This is a genomic window from uncultured Virgibacillus sp., assembly GCF_947495635.1.
Classification (GTDB): domain Bacteria; phylum Bacillota; class Bacilli; order Bacillales; family Amphibacillaceae; genus Virgibacillus; species Virgibacillus salarius.
In genome coordinates this window covers 1-21,714 of the sequence record NZ_CANMAB010000067.1, presented here as the reverse complement: position 1 = coordinate 21,714, position 21,714 = coordinate 1, and the positions used below count along the sequence as shown (strand labels likewise).

The 21,714-nt window shown below is 36.1% G+C and carries 22 protein-coding genes; 16 read left to right on the top strand and 6 right to left on the bottom strand.

Going from position 1 to position 21,714, the window contains the following annotated elements:
- Positions 1–131: 131 nt before the first annotated feature.
- The 3 genes from Q1A47_RS13965 to Q1A47_RS13955 form a co-directional block, all read right to left on the bottom strand.
- On the bottom strand, positions 132–1,307 hold the full coding sequence (locus tag Q1A47_RS13965; RefSeq protein WP_121605560.1) for a dicarboxylate/amino acid:cation symporter: 1,176 nt from the start codon (positions 1,305–1,307) through the stop codon (positions 132–134).
- Positions 1,308–1,414: 107 nt separating this feature from the next.
- Positions 1,415–1,612 carry a hypothetical protein gene (locus tag Q1A47_RS13960; RefSeq protein ID WP_166530848.1) on the bottom strand — a complete coding sequence of 66 codons (198 nt, stop codon included), beginning with the start codon at positions 1,610–1,612 and terminating at the stop codon, positions 1,415–1,417.
- Positions 1,613–1,695: 83 nt separating this feature from the next.
- Positions 1,696–2,964, bottom strand: coding sequence for an NAD(P)/FAD-dependent oxidoreductase (locus tag Q1A47_RS13955; RefSeq protein WP_166530847.1), 1,269 nt, complete (start codon positions 2,962–2,964; stop codon positions 1,696–1,698).
- A gap of 294 nt (positions 2,965–3,258) precedes the next feature.
- On the opposite strand from Q1A47_RS13955, the gene Q1A47_RS13950 reads away from it, so the two are divergent.
- The 5 genes from Q1A47_RS13950 (at position 3,259) to Q1A47_RS13930 (ending at position 8,039) form a co-directional block, all read left to right on the top strand.
- Positions 3,259–4,875, top strand: coding sequence for a polysaccharide biosynthesis protein (locus tag Q1A47_RS13950; protein ID WP_026681490.1), 1,617 nt, complete (start codon positions 3,259–3,261; stop codon positions 4,873–4,875).
- A gap of 11 nt (positions 4,876–4,886) precedes the next feature.
- A complete protein-coding gene (locus Q1A47_RS13945; RefSeq protein ID WP_026681489.1) occupies positions 4,887–5,603 on the top strand; it encodes a pseudouridine synthase in 717 nt (238 codons plus the stop codon).
- Between the two features lie 15 nt (positions 5,604–5,618).
- Positions 5,619–6,206, top strand: a complete 588-nt coding sequence (gene thpR / locus Q1A47_RS13940) for an RNA 2',3'-cyclic phosphodiesterase (protein ID WP_026681488.1) — start codon at positions 5,619–5,621, stop codon at positions 6,204–6,206.
- Positions 6,181–7,110, top strand: coding sequence for an NERD domain-containing protein (locus Q1A47_RS13935; protein WP_226983530.1), 930 nt, complete (start codon positions 6,181–6,183; stop codon positions 7,108–7,110). The genes thpR and Q1A47_RS13935 overlap by 26 nt, the downstream gene beginning before the upstream one ends.
- A gap of 110 nt (positions 7,111–7,220) precedes the next feature.
- Positions 7,221–8,039, top strand: coding sequence for a phosphotransferase family protein (locus Q1A47_RS13930; RefSeq protein WP_026681486.1), 819 nt, complete (start codon positions 7,221–7,223; stop codon positions 8,037–8,039).
- Here Q1A47_RS13930 and Q1A47_RS13925 read toward each other — a convergent pair.
- The gene (locus tag Q1A47_RS13925) at positions 8,026–8,313 is read right to left on the bottom strand and encodes a YtzH-like family protein (protein WP_026681485.1); all 288 of its coding nucleotides are present in this window, start codon (positions 8,311–8,313) and stop codon (positions 8,026–8,028) included. The two genes, Q1A47_RS13930 and Q1A47_RS13925, sit on opposite strands and share 14 nt — an antisense overlap.
- A gap of 75 nt (positions 8,314–8,388) precedes the next feature.
- Between Q1A47_RS13925 and trmB the strand changes: the two genes are divergently transcribed.
- On the top strand, positions 8,389–9,042 hold the full coding sequence (trmB, locus tag Q1A47_RS13920; RefSeq protein ID WP_026681484.1) for a tRNA (guanosine(46)-N7)-methyltransferase TrmB: 654 nt from the start codon (positions 8,389–8,391) through the stop codon (positions 9,040–9,042).
- Between the two features lie 865 nt (positions 9,043–9,907).
- Positions 9,908–10,750 carry an MBL fold metallo-hydrolase gene (locus Q1A47_RS13915; protein ID WP_026681483.1) on the top strand — a complete coding sequence of 281 codons (843 nt, stop codon included), beginning with the start codon at positions 9,908–9,910 and terminating at the stop codon, positions 10,748–10,750.
- 91 nt (positions 10,751–10,841) lie between these two features.
- On the opposite strand, the gene Q1A47_RS13910 is transcribed toward Q1A47_RS13915, so the two are convergent.
- Complete coding sequence (locus tag Q1A47_RS13910) at positions 10,842–11,156, bottom strand: PepSY domain-containing protein (RefSeq protein WP_026681482.1); 315 nt, start codon at positions 11,154–11,156, stop codon at positions 10,842–10,844.
- Between the two features lie 177 nt (positions 11,157–11,333).
- Here Q1A47_RS13910 and Q1A47_RS13905 point away from each other — a divergent pair, with 177 nt between their 5' ends.
- Complete coding sequence (locus Q1A47_RS13905; protein WP_166530846.1) at positions 11,334–12,401, top strand: M42 family metallopeptidase; 1,068 nt, start codon at positions 11,334–11,336, stop codon at positions 12,399–12,401.
- Between the two features lie 27 nt (positions 12,402–12,428).
- Complete coding sequence (locus Q1A47_RS13900; protein WP_026681480.1) at positions 12,429–12,929, top strand: DUF84 family protein; 501 nt, start codon at positions 12,429–12,431, stop codon at positions 12,927–12,929.
- 287 nt (positions 12,930–13,216) lie between these two features.
- Here the strand turns inward: Q1A47_RS13900 and Q1A47_RS13895 are convergent, their stop codons facing one another.
- Positions 13,217–13,657, bottom strand: a complete 441-nt coding sequence (locus tag Q1A47_RS13895; protein ID WP_166530845.1) for a YtoQ family protein — start codon at positions 13,655–13,657, stop codon at positions 13,217–13,219.
- A gap of 156 nt (positions 13,658–13,813) precedes the next feature.
- Here Q1A47_RS13895 and Q1A47_RS13890 point away from each other — a divergent pair, with 156 nt between their 5' ends.
- From Q1A47_RS13890 to murC, 7 genes are all read left to right on the top strand, one after another.
- Positions 13,814–14,326, top strand: a complete 513-nt coding sequence (locus Q1A47_RS13890; protein ID WP_026681478.1) for a hypothetical protein — start codon at positions 13,814–13,816, stop codon at positions 14,324–14,326.
- A 204-nt stretch (positions 14,327–14,530) separates the two neighbouring features.
- A complete protein-coding gene (locus tag Q1A47_RS13885) occupies positions 14,531–14,851 on the top strand; it encodes a thioredoxin family protein (protein ID WP_026681477.1) in 321 nt (106 codons plus the stop codon).
- A 132-nt stretch (positions 14,852–14,983) separates the two neighbouring features.
- Positions 14,984–15,790: a DUF1444 domain-containing protein gene (locus tag Q1A47_RS13880; RefSeq protein WP_166530844.1), complete on the top strand. Its 807-nt coding sequence runs from the start codon at positions 14,984–14,986 to the stop codon at positions 15,788–15,790.
- Positions 15,791–15,811: 21 nt separating this feature from the next.
- Positions 15,812–16,414 carry a YtpR family tRNA-binding protein gene (gene ytpR, locus Q1A47_RS13875; protein WP_211911295.1) on the top strand — a complete coding sequence of 201 codons (603 nt, stop codon included), beginning with the start codon at positions 15,812–15,814 and terminating at the stop codon, positions 16,412–16,414.
- A gap of 167 nt (positions 16,415–16,581) precedes the next feature.
- Positions 16,582–18,951: a DNA translocase FtsK gene (locus tag Q1A47_RS13870; RefSeq protein ID WP_026681474.1), complete on the top strand. Its 2,370-nt coding sequence runs from the start codon at positions 16,582–16,584 to the stop codon at positions 18,949–18,951.
- A gap of 89 nt (positions 18,952–19,040) precedes the next feature.
- A complete protein-coding gene (locus tag Q1A47_RS13865) occupies positions 19,041–20,162 on the top strand; it encodes a nicotinate phosphoribosyltransferase (RefSeq protein ID WP_026681473.1) in 1,122 nt (373 codons plus the stop codon).
- Between the two features lie 134 nt (positions 20,163–20,296).
- A complete protein-coding gene (gene murC, locus Q1A47_RS13860) occupies positions 20,297–21,598 on the top strand; it encodes a UDP-N-acetylmuramate--L-alanine ligase (RefSeq protein WP_166530842.1) in 1,302 nt (433 codons plus the stop codon).
- The last annotated feature ends 116 nt before the right edge of the window (positions 21,599–21,714 follow it).

The following is a 21,714-nucleotide window of genomic DNA, read 5'->3' as shown; positions in this document are numbered from 1 at the left end:
TAATAGCTACTAGAGGAAGCGTAAATCTGAGCATGTAGTGATAAGGACTGAGCGAATTTTGCTCCGTTTTTCTTATGGAATTATTTAGATGAAACGACCTGAGTCGATCGACTCAGGTCGTTAAGTTGTTATTATGATATATTCGCTTGTTTTGATTTTCTACTTAATGAATTAGTGATAGAGGTTATTGCTCCGTCTCCAGTGACGTTACAAGCTGTTCCAAGGCTATCTTGAGCTAAGTATAATGCGATCATTAACGAAACCATAGTTGGACCAAAATGAAGCATGCTTTCTAATAATCCAATTGCAGCCATAACTGCTCCTCCTGGAACGCCTGGTGCAGCAACCATTGTTATCCCTAGCATTAAAATAAATGGAACAATGGTAGCGAAACTAACAGCATCCCCCTGCAAAAACATAACAGCTAACGCACAGCTAACTATTGTAATAGTACTTCCAGACAAATGAATGTTTGCTAGTAAAGGAACCGTGAAATCTGCAATGCCTTCACGTACTTTTAGAGTTTTTGTGTGCTTTAGCGTAACAGGAATAGTAGCTGCTGAAGACTGTGTTCCCAATGCTGTGAAATATGCTGGCACCATTCTTCTCAACATACTAAATGGATTTTGTTTACTCATTGTTCCCGCTATTGTATATTGAATAGTTAAATACAATATGTGAAGTATAACTATCATAACAAACACTTTAGCAAAAACTGCTAGAATCGTACTTACTTGCCCAGCTGCAGTCATATTGGCAAATATTCCAAAAATATGAAATGGAAGTAATGGAATAATTACTTTTTCAATAACTATATGAATAATGTTACGAAAATCCTTTGTAATATTATATAATGCATCTCCTTTTATCGCAGCAATTCCAAGGCCAATTACAAATGAAAGAAGAAGTGCTGTCATTACTTCCATTGGTGGTGGCATAGCTACTTGGAAAAACCCTTCACTAAGACCTTCTGATGGATCTGTAAAGGATTGTAACGATTGATTGTTCAGCATTAAAGGATATAACATTTTTGCTGCAAGAAATGCTAAAATGCCAGCAATAACTGTAGATGAGTAAGCAATAATACCAGTTAGTCCAAGTAATTTACCTGCACCACGCCCCATTGAACCAATTCCAGGCGCTATAAAGCCTAGAATAATTAATGGGATTATAAAACCAAGAAAGTTCCCAAATAGGTCGTTAAAAGTAGCAAACAAGCGAATAAACCAGTCATTAGCAAATGACCCAACGGCAATACCTAGTAGGATTGCTATTAGTATTCTTAGTAGTAATCCAAAACCTTTCACTGATTCCCCTCCCTTTTGTAATACCCCCTATTTTACACAATTTATAATTGATAGTAAAACTAAATTTAAAAAAAGCGTACCAATTTTGTTGGTACGCTTTTGTCTGTTTAGCTCATCCCATAAGGACCTAATTGTTGGGAATTACTAGAATTTCCATTATTTGAGTTTGTCATTTGCGAAACAAACGGAATCATTTTCTGCATGGTCTGTCCAAGATTTTGATTATTTTTAGTCATCGTATAATACGTTGCTGCTCCTACACCTACAGAGGCAATAATCGGTAACCACATTCCATTTTTTTGCATTTAAACCAACCCTTTCTAAGATCCTTATAGTTAAAACGCAGACAATATTAGATTGATCTACTTGTCTTAAATAATGCAAGGAATCAACTACCAACATGTCCAGACTCAATGGCCGCGTTTAATCCAGCTAATCTTCCAGTTACTAGAGCTGAAGTTATATTATAACCGCCGGTATAACCGTGTATATCAAGAATTTCGCCACAGAAATAAAGTCTTTCCATTATTTTTGACTGCATTGTATTTGGAACAATTTCTTTAATTGAGACACCGCCTCCTGTCACAAATGCTTTATCAAGAGGTAAAGAACCATGAACTGTAAAGGTAAACTGTTTAAGATCATGTATAAGTTGTCGAATGGTTTGCTTAGACAGTGACCCTGCTCTTTGATCTTCTTTAATCTGATGTTTAGTTAGCAGATATAAAATAAATCGTTCTGGAGCTATCCCTTTTAAGATATTTTTAAAGGATTTTTTAGGATTCATCTCCACATTACGTAATATTCTATCTACAATTATTTGTTCCGATTCATGTGGCAATACATCAATAATCATTGGAACAGCAGTTCTTCCCTTTTTTAACTCTTTTACAACAAATTGAGAGCATCTTAGTACTGCAGGACCTGAGATCCCAAAATGAGTAAAGATCATATCCATTTGATGGCTAATAATCGGCTTATTCTTTTGATTAAGTACAGATAACTTAACATCACGTAAAGATAGACCTTGAAGAGCTTTATTCTGTATAAAAGGTTCATTAGATGTTAATGCAACCTCTGTTGGATAAAGTTCTGTTATTGTATGACCAGCTTTTTTTGCCCATGCATATCCGTCTCCCGTTGATCCAGTATGGGGTACTGCCTTCCCACCAACGGCAATAACTACACTTTTCGTTTGTACTTTTGTACCGTCTCTTAAAATGACGCTGTGGTTATTTTCTTCATAATGAATAGCTTTAACAGGCGTTTCTAATCGAACTACCACGTTAAGGTCATCCAATTGTTTTAATAATGCGTTCACCACAGTTTTTGACTGATTAGAGACAGGGAACATTCTTCCATGGTCTTCCTCCTTCAACGGAACATCTAATCCTTCAAAAAATTCAATAATATCATAATTATTAAAAACGGAGAAAGCACTAAATAAAAATTTTCCATTTCCTGGTATATACTTAATGACTTCTTCCTGAGGTAGACGATTCGTTACATTACATCTGCCGCCACCTGAAATAGCAAGTTTTTTTCCTAATTTCTTTCCTTTTTCTATTAAAAGTGTTTGTGCACCTGATTCAGCTGCAGCAATTGCCGCCATTAACCCTGAAGGTCCACCACCAATAACAATTACATCATAGGACAATTTTTTTCATTCCTTTCCGTATGTATATTAACACGATAAACAAGTACAAACAATTATCGTTTTCTAATTGCAGATCTCCCATACAATATGTGAAGAAATTAGTACAAATGTAAGTTGCTCAGTGCCTATATCAGTGTAAAAAGATGGTTGTATAGTCATATATACATAAGTATAAACCTTTAAATGTGATAAAATAGTCCATATGATTCTTTTTATCTAATAAGCAATTTCGTTATAATCAAATAATGAGTGTTTCGAAATTTATATCAAATGTAAATAAATGCAGGTGAAATAATGTCAAATATTGTCCGAGGAACGATGTTATTAACGGGAGCTTCTTTTTTATCTAAATTCTTAGGAATGATATATGTTGTTCCCTTCAACGCTTTAGTAGGTCCAAGTGGTGGTACGTTATTTGCTTACGCATATACACCGTATAGTATATTTATTAGCCTATCGACAGTTGGTGTTCCGTTAGCGGTGTCTAAATTTGTATCAAAATACAATGCGGTTGGAGATTATGAAACGGGTATGAGAATGTTTCGAACCGCTATGACTATGATGATGGTCACTGGTATATTTGCGTTTTTAGCAATGTTTTTCAGCGCAGAGTGGTTAGCAAGTGGAATGATTACTAGTGATGACCCAGCTAATATTACTGTCTCTGATGTTGCCTTTGTCATACGTATGGTAAGTTTTGCTTTAATAATTATCCCAGTTATGAGTATTGTCCGAGGTTTTTTTCAAGGACATAATTCCATGGGGCCTACTGCAATATCACAAGTAATGGAGCAAATCGTACGTATTGTGTTTCTTTTAGGTGGCTCATTTATTATTTTAAAGATACTAAATGGATCCGAACTAGCGGCGGTTGGCTTTTCAACCTTTGCTGCTTTTCTTGGTGCAGTAGCTTCATGTCTCGTATTGTGGATTTATTGGAATAAAAGAAAATCTCATCTATATAAACAAATTGAGCAGCAAACATATTCATATGATATACCTAAGAAAGATCTGTTCTTAGAACTATTTAGATATGCAGGACCATTTGTATTAGTAGGATTAGCTATACCATTATATCAATTGGTTGACCAGTTTACTTTTGAACGGTCTATGGTAGCAAGTGGTAATAAGGAAATATGGGAATTCACATATTCTGTAATCAACTTCTATGGTCATAAATTGGTCATTATTCCGATAACACTTGCTACTGGCTTGTCACTTGCCATTCTTCCTGAATTAACCAAGTCATATACACAAAATAATTCGGAGTTATTAACGAAACAAATTAACCAGGCCTTACAAATTATTATGGTACTTGTTATTCCAGCTGTTGTTGGTCTTTCATTACTTTCAGATGAGGCATATGGAACATTATTTGGAGAATTAGACAAATTAGCTATTTCAGGTCCACTGTTAGCATGGTATGCACCAGTGGCTCTGTTCTTCGCATTATTTAGTGTAACATCATCAGTACTACAAGCGATAAACCAACAGCGTTTTGCAGTTGTTAGTTTGTTAGCAGGACTACTTGTTAAGGTGCTTTTTAATATACAACTTATTTATGTATTTGGTGCTAAGGGGGCCATTTTTGGAACAGCTTTAGCTGCCGGTATAGCGGTCAGTTTGAATCTATGGCGGATACGTAGTTCGATTGATTTTTCTTATAAGCAACTAATTAAACGAACTATCTTAATTGGAATCTTTGCCATTATTATGAGTGTTTGCATCCTCATACTCAAAGCGTTGTTAGGAATGGTGATTCCTAATGGAAGATGGGGGCTTGCGATAATTCTTACCATTTGTGTTATCGTTGGTGGTAGTGTTTACTTATGGTTCGCTTATCATTCGACATTACTGGAAAGAGTTTTAGGAAAACGAGTACGTGTATTGGATAAATTATTTCGTAGATAGGAGGAGGACTAATGCGACTTGATAAATTGTTGGCCAATACTGGGATTGGTAGTCGAAAAGAAGTGAAAGTGTTGCTAAAGAAAAAGCGCATTACAGTAAATGATACTGTGATTAGAGATGGCGGCAAACATATTAATCCCACTATGGATCAAATAAAAGTAGATGGTAATACGGTTCACTACAAACCAAACATCTATATCATGATGCATAAACCTCCTGGAGTAATCTCTGCAACTGAGGATAAACGACAAAAAACAGTGATCGACTTATTGACAGATGAGTTTCAACATTATAAGCCATTTCCTGTTGGTAGATTAGATAAGGATACAGAGGGGTTATTATTACTTACAAATGATGGAGACTTAGCCCACCATTTGCTTTCACCAAAGAAAAAGGTTGATAAGGTCTACTACGCCAAGATTAAAGGAAGGGTAACGGAACAAGACCATATCAAATTTAGTAATGGCATTCAATTAGAGGATGGCTATATGACTATGCCAGCAAACCTAAACATACTTCAAACGGATGATATCTCTGAAGTAGAAATTACAATTACAGAAGGAAAGTTTCATCAAGTGAAACGGATGTTTCAGGCTGTTAATAAAGAAGTTATTTACTTAAAACGAAAACAAATGGGAAGGCTAAAGCTGGATGATGCTTTAAGAGTAGGATCATATCGTGAATTGTCTAAGGAAGAACTAGGATATTGCCTCAGCTTGAAAAAATAATTGGAGGAGTTTAGGATGACTGAACAACCACATTATTTTATTGCCATTCCGCTTTCGACCCATCTGCAAAATTATTTTTCTATGTTGCAGGAAAATTTAATGGAGCAATTATCATATAAGCAATGGCCTCACAGGCAGGATTTGCATGTTACATTAAAGTTTTTAGGGCCAGTAGCCGATAAAAAATTACAGGCCTTAATACAAGTATTAGAAGAGCTTCATTCTTTTCAAGCGTTTAACACACAGGTAGGTGGAGTTGGAGCATTTGGATCGAAAACGCAACCTAGAGTCCTTTATGCGGATGTAGAACTAACTGATCGTCTCAAAAAATTGCAGGAGCAGGTTGAAAAAGCTGTTGAACAGATTGGCTTTTCTAAGGAAAAGCGTGATTTTGTACCGCATATAACATTAGCAAAAAAATGGACAGGTTCGACTGGAATGGCGAAAACATTAGCTACCGTGAAAGCTACATACACAGAAAAACAGCCTTTTCTTATCGATAAAATAGGGTTGTTTCGTATTTATCCTAAAGAAATGCCTAAATATAAAATCGTTGCTAGCTTTAATGGAATTGGAGGTGAGGATTCTGGCTCAATTAATTAAACTTCAGGATTATATCTCACGCTACGAATGGAATGCATATCGTTATCCTAGTCAATTTATCCGACTGAAGCAGGATAATTGGCAAAAGCTGAATGCACTCTGGTTAAAAAGAGAAGAAATGACCGAAATAGACATACATACAACAGAAGAGATCTCTCGCTCTCCTAAATGGAAGATTTGGAAGAAAAAGGAGCAGGTTGAGGAGCTAAATGTGCAGGATGAAACATCTTCATTACCAAATTCTAAGATAGAGTTAAAGCAATTTTTTCTTGATAGACTCCTACAAATTCAGCTGAAATGGGCAACTTCTACTGTAACTGACCTTTCATTCATCGATAAGTCTTATGCGAGTGATCCAGAAATTAAATATTTTCTTCAGCGATTTCCGGATACTTATTTAATTATGTATTATCCTATCTTTAATATTAAAAAAGCACCAGTAGATGGCGAAATTATCCTGATAAGCCCAATTGGTGTTGAAATCATCTATTTAATGGATGAGGGGATAGGAACTACGATAATGGCTGGTGATGAACGAACTTGGACCGTAACAGATGAAGATGAACAACGTAAGGTTTTAAACCCGCATATTCCTTTGAAGCGAACGGAACAAATTGTCAAGAGCGTTCTTAATTATAATAAGATAGATTTTCCCATACAAAAGACAGTATTATCCAAAACGAATAATATTATTTTTTCAGAGGAGCCGTTTCAAACAAAGATTATTGGTAGACAGCAGTACGAACAGTGGTTTCAGGATAAAAGAACCCTTTCTTCCCCATTAAAAAACAGACAGCTGAAAGTAGCAGAGGCGTTATTAAATCATTGTCAAACAACCTCTGTGAAACGTCCAGAATGGGAAGAAGAGCAAACAACCTTTGAATTTGCCGATGATGAGCTTTGATGTGGTAGGATTGATTACTACATGATAAACTATTCACATATTTGTATTTTTGTATAAATATCGATAAAATGTATTATTGAACGCTAAATTTTGAAAGATGTGAGGAATTTATGGTGGACTGGCTGAAGCGAGTTCTAGGTAACGAGTGGCAAGTGACTCCAGCTGGGGGGTTAACTGGAGACGCTTATCTAGCAACGAAGAACGATCAACGACTGTTTTTGAAAAGAAATTCTTCACCATTTTTAGCTGTACTCTCAGCAGAAGGCATTGTTCCAAAGCTAATTTGGACAAAACGGATGGAAAATGGTGATGTGATAACAGCGCAGGAATGGCTTGAGGGTAGAGAATTAAAACCTGCAGAAATGCAACATACAGATGTTGCTGCATTGCTACGGAAAATTCACCATTCATCAGAGTTATTACACATGCTTATGCGACTGGGGAAAAAACCAGTTACATCAGATGAAAGCTATTTAAATATATTAAAGAGATTAGAATATACAGATTTATTAAAGACAAACGAATACGTACAAAAAGCACTGGTATATTTAAAGAAATTATTACCGATCACAAGAGAACAAAAACTTGTGGTTTGTCATGGTGACTTAAACCACAATAATGTTTTACTTACTGATGAAGGCAACCTCTATCTAATTGATTGGGATAACGCATTGATTGCAGACCCAGTGACGGATTATGGTATGGTTTTGAAATGGTATATTCCAAAAGAGAATTGGGATGAATGGCTGCGGAACTATGGAATTACTAGTGATAATCGTCTAATTGAACGGATGTACTGGTATTTATTACTTGATGCTCTACATTATGTTTGTTGGCATGTTGAAAGAAAAGAAATTAGTAAAGTACATGAAAGATTACAGGATTTAAAAGAATTAAACGATCATATTGTTGCATTTAATTTAAATTAGATTGGTGTATTGCATTTATCCAATTATTCAAGTTATCATTATTGGCAGTAATATGCTGTTCAATATCCTGTGTCTTCTCTCCTTCTTTTCCATAATAATGAATTTCTGGAAGTAACTGCATCAGTTGTTTGTCTGTTACATTTGAGTTATTCATAAGAGATTGTACAATTCGTGTTATTTGCTGATATTCAGAAACATTCCCACAGCAGTCGAGCTTTTGTTCGTCTAAAAGGTCCTTCAGTAATGTTAGTTGATTGTTTACGTTTAATGTCATCCTCGATCACCTCAGATCTTAGTATCGTTCATATTTCTTTTTCTATACTTTTAACTACAGAAAGAGAGGAAGAAAATGCGTCAACGAAATAAACCTTGGGCTGATGATTTTTTGCAGGAAAACTCACATATTGTGATACCAAATTCCTCGTCGCATAAAAATAATTGGCATGAACTCTTTGGTAATCGTAATCCTATTCACGTTGAAATCGGCACTGGAAAGGGCCAATTTATTTCAGAGATGGCTAAACAGTTTCCAGAGATAAACTTTATTGGAATAGAGCTTGCTAAAAGCATTATTGTAACGGCGGCTCAAAAAGTAATACTATCAAAGCAGCCAAACGTTTTGTTAGTAAACGAAGATGCTGCAAATATAATAGACTTGTTTTCAGCAAATGAAGTTGCAACGATTTATTTAAACTTCTCTGATCCATGGCCGAAAAACAGGCATGAAAAGCGAAGATTAACGTACCATACGTTTTTAGAAAAGTATCAGGAGATACTAGATCCATTAGGTGAGATTGTGTTAAAAACAGATAATATGGGGTTATTCGAATATTCATTAATGAGTTTTTCACAATATGGATTTGTACTTTCGGAAGTAAATTTAGATCTGCATTCCATTGATGATCCAACAAATAGAATGACTGAATATGAAGAAAAATTCTCGGCAAAGGGTCAACCGATTTATCGTTGCCGTGCTTCAATTAGCAATAAAAATAGGAACTGAGACAAAATAATGAAGCAACAATAATAAACGAACGATGATTAGGTTGGAATTAATTATCGTTCGTTTTTTGATCAGAATCATTCATTTAGCACCTGAAATAAGCGAGACTCCAGCGGGAACAGCACGAGTCCGAAGATCCACTTGGTAACGTGTTTTTCTTTACCAAGTTAGCTGAGACTGTACCCGGGGAAAGCGCGTATAGTTTCACGGTGCGGTGATGATACTCCTATTGATAACATGATTATTCGTATTTTGAGTAAAGAAGTTGTGTTTTGTCCGATCCTCATAATTATTGTTTAGGAAAATATAAAATTTGCCCATGTGGATCCATATGGGCGTGTTGAGTTGCAGCAGCTCCAGCGCCCAGAAACGAGGGCGACTTCACGAATCACCCTAATCTAAGTCATCATCGGCTCACAAGTTCATCGTGCTTCCTTTATCTCCGTTGACTCGTTCCAGTCACTACCCTTCTAATCGGGCACTTGCTCTTTTGTTCTTGTATGGCGAAAGCACGGACAAAAGAGTTTAATCGAAGAAAAAATGAATAACTGGAAAGGATGAGTCATAGCTACTCTGGAAATAGCGTAGTTGATTGCTCGTCATAAATGAATCGTTCTAATGTCACAAGAAGAAAATAAGATAACGAAACTCCGAGCAAAATAGGCTACTTTGCCTTTGCTTAAATGCTTTATTGTATATAGCATGCTGTGCTGAAATTTTGAAAGCCATTAACGACGCTTTAAGAGATTAGGGACAAGGCAATAGCTTACAATCTATCATACGATGTCATTTTTTAAAATGATAGCGTTTGCGATTTTGTTCAACGTTTTGCTAAACTAAAACTATAAAAAAGGGGAGATAAGTGGTGGAAAGGCTTAAGGTAGGAAGAGCGACATTAACATGGCTTCAAGGTGGAGTAAATTATTTGGACGGTGGGGCTATGTTTGGTGTAGTACCAAAAGTATTATGGAGTAAGAAATATCCCTATAACAACCAAAACCAGATTGAATTACGAACAGATCCGATTCTAGTAGAAATTGATAATAAAAAATTCTTAATTGATAGCGGTTTGGGCTATCATAAACTAACGGATAAACAGATGCGTAATTTCGGTGTAATGGAGCAATCAAATATAGATGCGTCCTTAGCAGAAATTGGATTATCAGTCGATGATATAGATGCAGTACTAATGACACATCTTCATTTTGATCATGCTTGTGGACTAACAAAGGTAAAAGGAGATTCATATGAACCAGTTTTTAACAATGCAACTATCTATACGTCGAAGCTAGAATGGAATGAAATGAAAAATCCAAATATACGATCTGTGAATACATATTGGAAAAAGAACTGGGAGTCAATAGTTCATCAAGTACAACCGTTTGCAACTGAAATAGAACTCATTCCTGGGTTAAAGATGATTCATACTGGTGGACATAGCGAGGGACATAGTATTATTGTCTTCGAAGACGGCGATTCTTGTTTTATTCATATGGCAGATATTATGCCAACACATGCGCATCAAAATAAATTATGGGCGCTAGCCTATGATGATTATCCGGTTACTTCCGTTCATCAAAAAGAAAAGTGGATGGATATTGGATATGGAAAGCGCGCTTGGTATACGTTTTACCATGACGCATATTACAGAGCCATTAAGTATGACGAAGCAGGTAATGCCGTTGACAAAATAAAACGAAATAGCTAAAAATACACGACACAATCAAAAAAGCTGCACTTATGTTCAGCAGCTTTTTTTGATTAAGTAAGTATCGAGTTGTAACTTGTAGACACCTGTTCTAGGCAGTTTGTACAGAGTCAATAACAGCACCTGTTTCTACATCTACGTAGAATTCATACTGTTTATTTTCCCCATCAAGGTTACGTGTTACACCACCACGATAGGCGCTGTATAGTAGACCGTTTTTCTCTATTTCTTGTGGCTTCATATAGATCCACGAACCACTTATAGGACCTTGTTTTTTAAAGGTTTCTTTCGCTTGCTTTAAAGCTTTCTCCGGGGTTATTTTTTGCATTTGATCAATTTGTTGTTTAGCAATGTACCCTACTGCTACACCTAACCCTGCTGCAAGAACTGCTTTTTTCATACCCATTTCTATTCACCTCTTGCTATTATTTTGAATCTATATCACTAATCTTTACATATGCTAGTATATCGTATTCTAAAAAAAATAGAAAATAATAAAGTGACATGAGCCAATAGTGGAAACAGATAGACAACTTCCGTTATACTATTAATAGTACATAGAAAGCAAAGGGTGGGATTTTACATGAATCAGGAAACGCTAACACTTTTTAAAAATTTAACGGAATTGCAAGGTGCACCAGGCAATGAAAAGCTTGTTCGAGAATTTATGAAACAAGAACTAAGTAAATATGCAGATAATATTGTTCAAGATAACTTAGGTGGTATTTTTGGAGAGAGAAAAGGAGAAGGTCCAACAGTATTGGTAGCAGGTCATATGGATGAAGTAGGCTTTATGGTGACACAAATTACAAAAAATGGAATGATTCGCTTTCAAACATTAGGTGGATGGTGGAGCCAAGTATTACTTGCTCAACGAGTTCAAATTATGACAGATAATGGGCCAATTGTAGGTGTCATTGGATCAATACCACCACATAATCTAACAGATGCACAGCGTAAGCAGCCAATGGAAATAAAGAATATGCTAATTGATATCGGAGCAGATGATAAAGAGGATGCTGAAAAAATTGGAATTAAGCCTGGGCAATCTATAGTGCCGCTAACTCCTTTTACTCCAATGGCGAATGACAAAAAAATTATGGCAAAGGCTTGGGATAATCGTTATGGATGTGGCTTAGCAATCGAATTACTACAAGAGTTACAAGGTCAAACGATACCGAATCATTTATTTTCTGGGGCAACTGTTCAAGAAGAAGTTGGGCTAAGAGGTGCACAAGTAGCCGCAAATATGATTAAACCAGATATTTTCTATGCACTTGATGCTTCACCAGCAAACGATGCTTCTGGAAATAAAGAGGAATTTGGTCAACTGGGAGAAGGGGCATTGTTACGAATTTTTGATCGTTCGATGATCACCCATCAAGGAATGAAAAACTTTGTGCTGGATACAGCGGAAAGCAATAATATTCCATATCAATACTTTATCTCTCAAGGTGGTACGGATGCTGGGCGTGTACATTTAGCAAATAATGGTGTGCCATCAGCCGTTGTTGGGATTTGCTCACGCTACATTCATACGTCAGCATCAATCATTCACGTTGATGACTATGCAGCTGCTAAAGAATTATTAGTAAAGCTAATTAAACAAACGGACCAAAATACATTAGATCAAATTCATCAATCTGTATAATAGTTATAATAAAAAAGGAGATAAAGCATGAATATTACAGTCGGATCAAGCAATCCTGCTAAGCTAAAAGCAGTGACAGAAGTTTTTCCTGAAAGCTATGTAACATCGAAGCGTGTCCAATCTCATGTGGCAGCACAGCCATTTTCCGATGATGAGACTAGACAGGGAGCGATTAATCGTGCCATTGCTTGTGCAGAAGGCTCAAATAATTTTGGAATAGGTCTTGAAGGTGGCGTAATGTATATCGGTGATCAGCTTTATCTTTGTAATTGGGGTGCACTAGTAACTCCTGAAGAAACTGTCTATACAGCTAGTGGTGCTAGAATTATTTTGCCTAAAGAACTTGCAACGGAATTGACAGAAGGTAAAGAGCTTGGCTATTTGATGGACGCGTATGCAAATAAGGAGGACGTAAGTAAAAAGGAAGGTGCAATTGGAGTTTTCACGAATTACCTAATGACTAGACAAGCGATGTTTTCTCATGTAGTAACCTTATTAAGAGGGCAATGGGAATTCCATAAAGCATAAAAACTCTATCCAAACTTTAGGCTGTCGAAACTATCGACAGCCATCTTCATTTGATGACATCCATTCAGACACGAACTATAGACTTGGACTTTCGTCAGTAATGAGCGAGTGATAGGCATGAAGAAAGCTTGCAAGATTTATCCAGCATATAAAACCTTCACTTCAAGCAATACAGTAAAACCACTACCAATATTGGTAAGTGAGGGTTCAACTGCAGTAAATGTCCGATTGGTTCACCTAACAATCAGTGGGTGATAAACCAACCCTCCACTGATTGAAGTTTCACTTTATTCAAATATATAATTAATGACTTCTAAAGCCTGTTCTATCGATTCAACGGTGACATTTGCTTTCGCTGATAACTCCTTTAATGGATGTATTAGGGATTCTGGTCGAATAATAATGGTCGGTTTATTTAACGTTATTGCATAGCTGGCATCCATAGCTGTGTTCCATTGCTTATATTTTTCACCAAATAGAGCGATAACTATATCTGCTTTTTCCATGAGTACTTGCGTCCTGAAATTGTTTATTCGTGATGCGGCTTCATCTTTGTGTACTTTACTGGGCTGTCTTCCTATAATGTCGTCTCCAATATTATCCGAACGTTCATGATTTGTTTGAGGTGCTACAAAGGTTAAAGGAAGTCCTTTGTTCGTTGCTAGCTGTTCTACTTCCTCTCTCCAGTTGTCATGAATTTGCCCCGCTAAATAGACGGTTAGTTCCATTATATCTCCTCCATTGCATGATTTAGTACTATCGTATACAAAAATAAAACAATTGAAAAGAATTTAACAACCGAAGGTAACGTAGCGTGTTTCACTTTCGTTTCTATCCATAGTATGATAGATGGTGTAAAAATAGGAGGAAATAGGAGGAATTATATGAGGATAAAGCTACCTTTTTTAGTGGTGTTTTTATCTATATTAGTTCTTATTACCGGTGGCTGCAGTATGAAGTCTGATCAAGAAGCTATCAAGGAAGCTGAGAAAATTACGAAGGAAACCTTTGAGAATAAAGAAAAAGTACCCTTGAACTATGGGATAGGAAATAAATCATTCTATTTACCAAATGGGATGGAAGTTGTAGATGAAGATGAGAGCAACCTAATTCTAGAGGATAAGAATCAAACCTTTATTGTATTTCATAACACAAATGAAAATGCGAAAAGTACATTAAATTTTGCAGCTGCAACGAAAAAAGATGCGTTAAACGTATCATCTTTTTCTGATTCTAACGGATTTGGATATTTTCGGGTTTTACCTGAGGAAGATAATAAATTTGAATTGCAGGTCGGTGTAGGTGGTGTTAAGGTGACCACATATGTAGATAAAAATGGCCTTGATGAGGATGCAGAGACAATGATGAAAATAGCGAAGTCCATTGCTTTACAATAAAACAACTGTTAATTGAAAAAGAAACGGGATTATTTTAATATAAGTTGAGTATACCATATGTTTGCATATTTACTGTTTTAGGTAAAGGTACGAACTATTTCTTATTGGTATAGTCTCTTTTACAATACACTTACTTGCATATATGTTACATTATGTTGGAAACAAACGATAAACTAGTCTATCATAATTGTGGGAGTTGATATAATGGAAACTTTAGCGTCACAAGAGGAATTTAAAAAATGGATAAAACAAGAAAATGTTATTCTATATTTTACAGCGGGATGGTGTCCTGATTGCACCGTTATCGAACCAGTACTACCAGAAATTGAGGCAGAATTTCCAAGCTTTTCATTCGTAAAAGTAGATAGAGATAAATTTATTGATATATGCCAAGATTATGCGATCTTTGGGATACCAAGTTTTATTGCCTTTAATGACGGAAAAGAAACGGGAAGATTTGTAAGTAAAGATCGTAAAACGAAACAAGAAATTATCGAGTTTCTAAAAGAAGTCAGTGATAAATAAAGTTAGTTAACGTAACCAAAAATTTTAACCTCTTTTGTATAAGCTATCTAGATGATAAAAGGTTGTCTAAGATCGCAGACGTAATTGGAGCATTCTTATAGGAAGAGGGTGTAATACGTCAGGAGGATTCATATGAAAATGACAAGTTTGAAGTTAAAAAAAATTTTGGAAGAGCGATTAGCTAATGAAGCGTATCGCACTTCTTATAATCGAGATAAAGACACATTTCGTATTGAATGGAAAGAATCGAAAAAAGGAATGACCATAACGTTACCAAATGTTGTTGCAAAATACAATCAACGTGGAGAAGTAGCTATTGTTGAGCTTGAGGAACATATTAAAGAAGCATTGCGAATTATGAATGAGGAACATCACTTATCTGGAATGGAAAAACAGATTTATCCAGTGATTCGCTCAACTTCTTTCCCAACCACTACAAAAGCAGAAATTGACCTAGTATATAAAGATCATACGGCTGAGACACGTGTGTTTTATGCATTGGATTTAGGAAAGTCCTATCGATTAATTGACGAAGACTTACTCGATAAAGAAGGCTGGACCAAAGAGCATATCGATGAAATTGCTACATTTAATTTGCGTTCACTACCAGTTGATTATAAAGAAGATCAAGTTGCAGGCAATGATTTTTATTTTATTGCAACACAGGATGGCTATGATGCTAGCAGAATTTTAAATGAAGCATTTTTGGAAGAAATGAAAGCTAATAGTAAAGGTGAACTAGCAATTGCAGTACCTCATCAGGACGTACTAATTATTACAGATGTTCAAAATAAAACAGGCTATGATATTCTGGCACAGATGACTATGAAGTTCTTTGCGGAAGGGAGAATCCCAATCACTTCACTTCCAATGATATATGAAGATAAGACATTGGAGCCAATCTTTATCTTAGCCAAAAACAAACCAGAAAAGAATTAGAAATGGAAAAGGATGATGAACATGAATGTTTTTTACAACTTAAATGGAATTGGTGATGTGCTAATCATCCCTATGGAAGAAGGAGACCGGGAGAAAATAAAAACGGATAGGAATGGTGATGTTGTAAGAATAAAAGATCATTCAGGTAAAGTAATTGGCTATAATATTTTTCATGCGTCACAGCACTTTACTTTTCTTTCAACTGGAAAGATAACGTTAACGGAAGAAAATTTAGCAGAAATGAAACAGTTGTTTCGTCAGCTTAACTTAGATGATGATTTGAATTTTGACTTAAGTCCCAAGTTTGTAATTGGTTATGTAGAAAGTAAGGAGCAACATGAGAATGCTGACAAACTCAGTGTTTGTAAAGTGGACGTTGGTAATGAAACATTACAAATTGTCTGCGGTGCTCCAAACGTGGAAGCTGGACAGAAGGTTGTAGTTGCAAAAGTAGGTGCAATGATGCCAAGTGGAATGAAGATCAAACCGACAGAATTACGAGGTGTTCCTTCGAATGGTATGATATGCTCGCAAAAGGAACTTGGATTACCAAATGCCCCTAAGGAGAAGGGGATATATGTTTTAGAAGATAATTATCAAGTTGGTAATGAATTCGTAATGTAAATAGAGAAAAACAACCTGTGTTAGTACTTAGGTTGTTTTTTTCGATAGATATAAGCAAAAGAGGACAGTCCAAGCCTTAGCTTATTACATAAACCTGCCATGAACGTAATAAAACTGCTACAATAAAGGAATACTAGATTTATAGATATAGAAATGAGTGAATTGAAGTGTGGGATAATTGGAAGAAAAAAATTAAGAGTCTTTTTGCAGATAGTGAAGAGGAAGAAAAACAGCATGAAGAGAGCCGTACAGCTGAGAAAAGTAATCTTGAGGCAAAAATGATGTATCAATATCCTGCGAATAAATCTTTTCGCTTCCCAGTCATTCCTGACAGAGTAGAAGAAAGGACAAGCAGAAAGCAAGTAAGAGAAACAGGAACACTATATAATACGGGGAGAATCACAGGTACAAAAACAGAAGAAAATCGGAATTCGCAAAGAAAAGCAACAAAAGCTAGCCGATTCAATCAGTCTGTAAATGAACAACAGCCAAAAGAAGTACCAGCTTATCAGCGAAAGCGTCAAAGCAGGACAAGTCAACATGTTTCGGTTGAACGACGTGAAAAATCAGAGAAGCAAAATAATCATAATGCGAACAAGGTGTATAAAAAAGATCCAGATATACCGTTTCGCCCAACTGAAGTCCCTTCGCCAATCTACGGTTTTCGGCCAAGACATGAAGAAAAAAAAGTTGAGAATATACCAGCCTACCAAAGAAAGGAAGAAAACAACAGTCGAGAGGAGCAAAAGCTGTTCGATGAAAGTGAGTCAATTGTAGCAGAAGCACCTTTAAAAGAAAAAGAACTGCCTGATGCCGAGGGTGAACAGCGAAATTTATTGCGCGAACAGGATGAGGTTGATGAATCGAATTTTATCGTGCAAGATGACTCCATACAACAAGAGAATCAAGATCATTCATATGACAAAGAGGAATTAGATAGCCGTCCAGAACCTGAGAAACAGATAAAACGATCCGAAAAGCGAAAACAAAATCGCGATAGTGTGAAGACGGTTCCGTTCAATGTTATGATGACACCACGAGATAAAAAGAATTTATTTGAAAAATCAAAGCAAAAACAAAAGCAAGAGGAGAAGATCATAAAAACAACAGCTCCTGAGAAAAATAATAAGGAGCATCGTATACCATACTACCTTCTAAATGATATAGAAAAAGCCGGTGCAGATGACCGAAGGTGGATGGAAGGACAGCAGAAGTTACTTGAACAAACCTTAACACACTTTAATGTACGGGCCAGGGTAGTGAATGCAACACAGGGGCCTTCTGTTACTCGATTTGAGGTGCAACCGGAGTTAGGTGTTAAGGTAAGTAAGGTTAAAAATTTAAGTGATGATTTAAAGCTTAATATGGCCGCAAAGGATATTCGAATTGAAGCTCCTATTCCAGGGAAGAATACGATAGGTATTGAGATTCCAAATCCAAAAGCACAAATGGTTGGCTTACAAGCAATATTTGAAACAGAAGCATTTAGTCGAAGTTTATCGCCATTAACCATTGCATTAGGGTTAAGTATTGAAGGACAACCACTTATTACAAATATTCAAAAGATGCCACATGGATTAATAGCTGGTGCAACAGGTTCAGGAAAAAGTGTATGTATAAACACCATGATAATCAGCTTATTGTATAAGGCGAGTCATGAAGACGTTAAATTTTTATTAATTGACCCTAAAATGGTTGAACTCGCTCCATATAATGGTATTCCTCATTTAGTCTCGCCCGTAATTACAGATGTAAAAGCAGCTACAGCTGCACTGAAATGGGCAGTAGCAGAAATGGAAGACCGTTATGAGAAGTTTGTGCATGAAGGTGTGCGTGATATTGAGCGATACAATCAAAAAATGATTAAGCAGGATCGTAAGCAAGACAAAATGCCATTCATTGTTATTGTTATTGATGAGTTAGCAGATTTAATGATGGTTTCTCCACAAGATGTGGAGGATGCAATTAGCAGAATTGCCCAAAAAGCTAGAGCTTGTGGCATTCATCTACTTCTCGCTACTCAACGTCCATCTGTCGATGTCATTACTGGTTTAATTAAAGCTAATATTCCAACTCGAATTGCATTTAGTGTTTCTTCGCAGGTGGATTCACGAACGATTTTAGATACTAGTGGAGCAGAAAAATTACTAGGAAAAGGCGATATGTTATTTATAGAAAATGGAGCAGGAAAAAGCATTCGTCTTCAAGGTCCCTTTGTTTCAGATGAAGAGATTGAGCGTGTTACAAATCACGTTAGAGGAATCGCAGAACCGAATTATTTGTTTGAGCAAGAACAGTTACTAGAACAAGTTACGATGGATGAAGAGGAGGATGACCTTCTTCAAGATGTTATATTATTTGTGCTAGAGCAAAATGGTGCAAGTACCTCCATGCTGCAGCGTCATTTTAAAATTGGGTATAATCGAGCAGCCAGACTCATTGATACACTTGAACATCGTGGTATAATTTCTGGTCAGAATGGTAGTAAGCCTAGAGAAGTGTTGGTTACTTTGTCACAGGTAGAAGACATGCTATAGGAATGTAAAACTTGTAAGTCTTGTTTCCTATGCGAAATTTTTATATGATTAGATATAGTGATCATATATTTTAAGGAGAAAACGAAATCATGAAGGAAATTGAGCAGAAGTTAAACGGTAAAATAAAACGATTAACAAATAAAACGTTTAAATTTGATGAACGAATTAAAGAAGGCTGGTTCTCTGCCGTCTATTTTCTTAAAACAAAAGAAATTGCGGAGAAGAAATTACCTGATAATCAAGTAACCATGCAATTTTTTCAAAAGTCGGATGCCGTACTATGTGGGACAGATGAAGCAATAGCACTATTACATACCTTTGCGGATCAACCTGAAACATTAGACATACATTCATTAAAGGATGGAGATAAAATTCATCCTTTCGAATCTGTATTAACCGTTTCTGGAGGCTACCATCAATTTGGCTTTTTAGAGGGAATCATTGACGGGATACTTTCCAGAAGAACATCTGTCGCTACGAATGTATACAATGTGGTAAAAGCTGCACGTACTTCTGGTAAGCAAAAACCTGTTATTTTTATGGGGGATCGGGACGATCACTATACGCAGCAAGCTGGGGATGGTTATGCCGCGTTTATTGGAGGATCAACTGCCCAAGCAACACATGCAATGAATGAATGGTGGGGAAAAGAAGGGATGGGGACAATGCCTCATGCACTTATTCAAATGTTTCGAGGCGATATTGTAGCTGCTTGCAAAGCCTACCATGAACTTTTCCCAGAAGATGATTTAGCCGCACTTGTTGATTATAATAATGATGTAATAACGGATTCATTGAAAGTGGCAAGTGAGTTTGGTAAGGAATTAAAATCAGTTCGATTGGATACTTCTCGTACACTTGTAGATAAGTATTTCTTAAGAAATCACCATTTAATGGGGACATTTGATCCAAGAGGAGTAAATCCTGAGTTAATTTTTGCTTTGCGTAATGCATTAGATGAAGAAGGATATTCCCATGTAAAAATAATGGTTAGTGGTGGATTTACAGAAGATCGTATCGTTCAATTTGAAGAACTTGGTGTACCAGTAGATATGTATGGCGTAGGAAGAAGCTTATTAAAGCTTAATATCGGCTTTACCGGAGATAACGTATTACTGAATGGTACGCCTGAAGCAAAAGAAGGTCGACGTTATCGCCCTAACCCACGTTTAGAAAAAGTACCATTTATAGGTGAAAATGGCAAAGAATAATTAGAATGTATTGAAATTCTTGGTTATTATTTTATTCCTCTGAGGGATTTGCTATAATGAAAAAATAGCTGTAAAAAATATATAAATAAAGAGATGATTTTGAATCCTTTTACGTTCAATATGGAGGTTCTTTTATGACAACTTACCATTTTATTGGTATAAAGGGAACAGGAATGAGTGCTCTTGCACAAATTCTTTACGATTCGGGTGAAAATGTGCAGGGATCAGATGTAGAAAAGCGATTTTTTACACAGGAAGCATTGGAGAGTAAAGGCATTCCCATTCTACCTTTTTCAGAAAGCAACATCAAAGAAGATTATACAGTCATTGCAGGAAACGCATTCCCTGATGATCATTTAGAAATAAAGGAAGCAAAGAAACAAGGTGTTACGTTTTATAGATATCATGAGTTTTTAGGTGAGTGGTTAAAACAGTATACAAGCATTGCTGTCACAGGAGCTCATGGAAAGACGTCGACAACGGGACTACTTGCTCACGTGTTAAATAGTTCATTCCCGATATCTTATTTAATTGGAGATGGCACAGGGAAGGGACATGTTGATAGTAAATATTTTGTGTTTGAGGCATGTGAGTATCGTCGTCATTTTTTACGATATGAACCGGACTACGCAATCATGACAAATATTGATTTTGATCATCCGGATTACTTTACTAGTATTGATGACGTATTTGCAGCATTCCAATCAATGGCAGACCAAGTAAAGAAAGGAATAATTGCATGTGGTGATGATGAACAATTACAACAAATCCAAGCAAAAGTTCCGGTCGTATATTATGGATTTGCAGATACGAATGATTTTCAGGCGCAGAATATTGTAGAAACGGATCATGGTACCGAATTTGATGTATTTGTTCGTAATACGTATTATGATACTTTTTCCATACCAATGTACGGAGACCATAATATCTTAAATGCGTTAGCCGTTACGGCAATTTGTCATTATGAAGGCATTGACGCTGAGAGTATCAAACAACTAGCCACTTTCGGTGGGGTAAAACGACGTTTTACTGAAAAGAAAATTGGAAATCAAGTACTTATTGATGATTATGCGCATCATCCAAAAGAAATTACCGCTACCATTGAATCAGCTCGTAAAAAGTATCCGAATAAATCTGTTGTAGCTATTTTTCAACCACATACATTTACAAGAACGAAAACATTTCTACAAGAATTTGCTGACAGTCTTAGTCAAGCAGATCGCGTTTATTTATGTGATATTTTTGGCTCGGCAAGAGAAGAAACTGGTCAGTTAACGATTGAAGATCTTCAAAAATTGATTGATCACAGCGCTATTTTAGAGCTTTCTCATACAGAAGCTTTAAAAAAATACGAAGATAGTGTGTTAATATTTATGGGTGCTGGAGATATACAAAAATTTCAACAAGCCTATGAAGAAACACTTACAATTAAATAATAGAGAAGGAAAAGTGTCTGAGCCATTGGCAACAGGCGCTTTTTTTATAAGTTAAGAAAGTATAAAATCAGTGCAATGACTGCGTTAAGCCAAGTAGTTATTTTGAAATGTTTGAT

What these genes read in the sequence shown, in the direction of transcription:
- Q1A47_RS13960 (WP_166530848.1), bottom strand. Translation starts at nt 1,612, where the DNA reads ATGCAAAAAAATGGAATGTGGTTACCGATTATTGCCTCTGTAGGTGTA.
- Q1A47_RS13950 (WP_026681490.1), top strand. Translation starts at nt 3,259, where the DNA reads ATGTCAAATATTGTCCGAGGAACGATGTTATTAACGGGAGCTTCTTTT.
- Q1A47_RS13945 (WP_026681489.1), top strand. Translation starts at nt 4,887, where the DNA reads ATGCGACTTGATAAATTGTTGGCCAATACTGGGATTGGTAGTCGAAAA.
- thpR (WP_026681488.1), top strand. Translation starts at nt 5,619, where the DNA reads ATGACTGAACAACCACATTATTTTATTGCCATTCCGCTTTCGACCCAT.
- Q1A47_RS13930 (WP_026681486.1), top strand. Translation starts at nt 7,221, where the DNA reads ATGGTGGACTGGCTGAAGCGAGTTCTAGGTAACGAGTGGCAAGTGACT.
- Q1A47_RS13925 (WP_026681485.1), bottom strand. Translation starts at nt 8,313, where the DNA reads ATGACATTAAACGTAAACAATCAACTAACATTACTGAAGGACCTTTTA.
- trmB (WP_026681484.1), top strand. Translation starts at nt 8,389, where the DNA reads ATGCGTCAACGAAATAAACCTTGGGCTGATGATTTTTTGCAGGAAAAC.
- Q1A47_RS13910 (WP_026681482.1), bottom strand. Translation starts at nt 11,156, where the DNA reads ATGGGTATGAAAAAAGCAGTTCTTGCAGCAGGGTTAGGTGTAGCAGTA.
- Q1A47_RS13905 (WP_166530846.1), top strand. Translation starts at nt 11,334, where the DNA reads ATGAATCAGGAAACGCTAACACTTTTTAAAAATTTAACGGAATTGCAA.
- Q1A47_RS13900 (WP_026681480.1), top strand. Translation starts at nt 12,429, where the DNA reads ATGAATATTACAGTCGGATCAAGCAATCCTGCTAAGCTAAAAGCAGTG.
- Q1A47_RS13895 (WP_166530845.1), bottom strand. Translation starts at nt 13,657, where the DNA reads ATGGAACTAACCGTCTATTTAGCGGGGCAAATTCATGACAACTGGAGA.
- Q1A47_RS13890 (WP_026681478.1), top strand. Translation starts at nt 13,814, where the DNA reads ATGAGGATAAAGCTACCTTTTTTAGTGGTGTTTTTATCTATATTAGTT.
- Q1A47_RS13885 (WP_026681477.1), top strand. Translation starts at nt 14,531, where the DNA reads ATGGAAACTTTAGCGTCACAAGAGGAATTTAAAAAATGGATAAAACAA.
- Q1A47_RS13880 (WP_166530844.1), top strand. Translation starts at nt 14,984, where the DNA reads ATGAAAATGACAAGTTTGAAGTTAAAAAAAATTTTGGAAGAGCGATTA.
- ytpR (WP_211911295.1), top strand. Translation starts at nt 15,812, where the DNA reads ATGAATGTTTTTTACAACTTAAATGGAATTGGTGATGTGCTAATCATC.
- Q1A47_RS13865 (WP_026681473.1), top strand. Translation starts at nt 19,041, where the DNA reads ATGAAGGAAATTGAGCAGAAGTTAAACGGTAAAATAAAACGATTAACA.
- murC (WP_166530842.1), top strand. Translation starts at nt 20,297, where the DNA reads ATGACAACTTACCATTTTATTGGTATAAAGGGAACAGGAATGAGTGCT.